Here is a 1,550-nt window from a genome sequence, read left to right on the forward strand (position 1 = left end):
TCGTGGTGGCGACCGGAAGAACGCACACCGTTCGCGATTTTGTCGAATTGGCCGCGAGCGCCTGCGGCATCTCCCTGGACTGGCAAGGAACGGGGCACAACGAGATGGCCATAGACCGAGCCACCGGGAACGTCGTTGTATCCGTCGATCCGGCTTTCTACAGACCCTCGGAAGTCGACCTTCTTGTCGGCGACCCTTCTCTTGCGAAAGAAGTTCTGGACTGGAGTCCCACGGTTGGACTGGAGGATCTGGTCGCCGAGATGGTGGAGGTCGATATGCATCGGGTCTCCTCGAACCACGTTTCCGGGTTTTAGGAGACCGGGGGACGCTCTAGTACCCCCATAGCCCAACCAGATCGCGACCGGTCAGGTCGCTGGCCATGGAAACTTCGGTCGCGAACAGCTTTTTCAGATCGCCTGCAACGTCGTCGGCGATTTCCGTTTCGAAGCCTTCCGCGCGATTGTCCCAGTACTTCTGGCTCACCCTGACGCCGAGAAACTGCTGCAATTGCTGCTCCCATGCCCCCTTTTCGCGGACCGGGTGCGGGCGGATCAGGTCCTCATAGATCAAGACCAGTATTTGCTTGCGCGGAAAGGATTGATAATAGCGGCGCAGATGCCTGCCGTAGAAAGAATGTTCGATGTTCATGGACGCAGAATACCAGGAATTATCCTGCGCTCTATGACTGGCGAACCCAATCAAGCCATTCCTGATATACGAATTTATGTCCAGGCTTAGTTCCGGCCCCAGCGATGCGTCGATCTTTCCCTTCATGTGCCGGTACTGCGAGATCACACGGCTGACCGGCTCTCTCAGAGTCGCTATGATCTTTGCTTGCGGATTGTAAGATCTTATGCGCTCCGCCACCTGCGCGCTTGAGAGATAGACGGGCGAAATGTCGGCGAGATAGCGGTGGTCGACCGCCGCCTTAGCGAAGTGCGTATCGTATCGAGCCTCGGTGACGTCATCGTCGATACCGAAGCCGTTGATTTCCTTCTCCTCGGGGACAAAGACGTCTCGCGTGGCGCCGAGCATCCTTGCAAGGCTGCTGGTGGCAGTGCGCGGCGCGCCGATACCAATCAGATTTGCCCGCCCCGATGTGGGCGTCTTCAACGCTGGCAATCTTGCCTCCCGGGAACGCCGGCGACCAGGCTTGGCTTCAACATTCCTAATGTTCCTGTTGACGCGCCATGGCGATCATTGTCGAGCACCGCGCGCGCCACTATGAGCTTCGATGGAAAGTCTGATGGGGAAAATTATTGGTGACCGCGGCAATTACGGCCCACGTCCATAGCCAGGCAATTTCGACGCCGGCTTTCCGGCGCATTCGCGCTCGCGATGTCGCAATGGCGCTGCTGCTTGGGCTCCTCTCCCTGTTCGTCTACAACGCCAATATGCGGTCGATCACAGCGGCGGACAGCTATGCGGCGCGCTACCTGCCCTTTTCAATCTGGCAGAATCACAGCCTGACCTTGAATCCAATTCTAACCACGGTGGCTCAAGGACGAAAGCCTCCGGCAACGCCAGAGAAGGATGGCACTGCTCATTGG

Annotated in this window: 3 protein-coding genes; 2 read left to right on the forward strand and 1 reads right to left on the reverse strand. The window is 57.9% G+C overall.

What is annotated here, in order from left to right; genetic code table 11:
• Positions 1-314 (forward strand): GDP-mannose 4,6-dehydratase (locus tag ACXJ7R_RS32190; RefSeq protein ID WP_457155325.1); only part of this gene is annotated, 314 nt, incomplete at its 5' end.
• A gap of 16 nt (positions 315-330) precedes the next feature.
• On the opposite strand, the gene ACXJ7R_RS32195 is transcribed toward ACXJ7R_RS32190, so the two are convergent.
• The gene (locus ACXJ7R_RS32195) at positions 331-1,122 is read right to left on the reverse strand and encodes a sulfotransferase family protein (RefSeq protein ID WP_457155326.1); all 792 of its coding nucleotides are present in this window, start codon (positions 1,120-1,122) and stop codon (positions 331-333) included.
• 140 nt (positions 1,123-1,262) lie between these two features.
• On the opposite strand from ACXJ7R_RS32195, the gene ACXJ7R_RS32200 reads away from it, so the two are divergent.
• On the forward strand, positions 1,263-1,550 hold a 288-nt coding region (locus ACXJ7R_RS32200), incomplete at its 3' end, for a hypothetical protein (protein ID WP_457155327.1).

The organism is Mesorhizobium sp. P5_C1 (assembly GCF_054049815.1).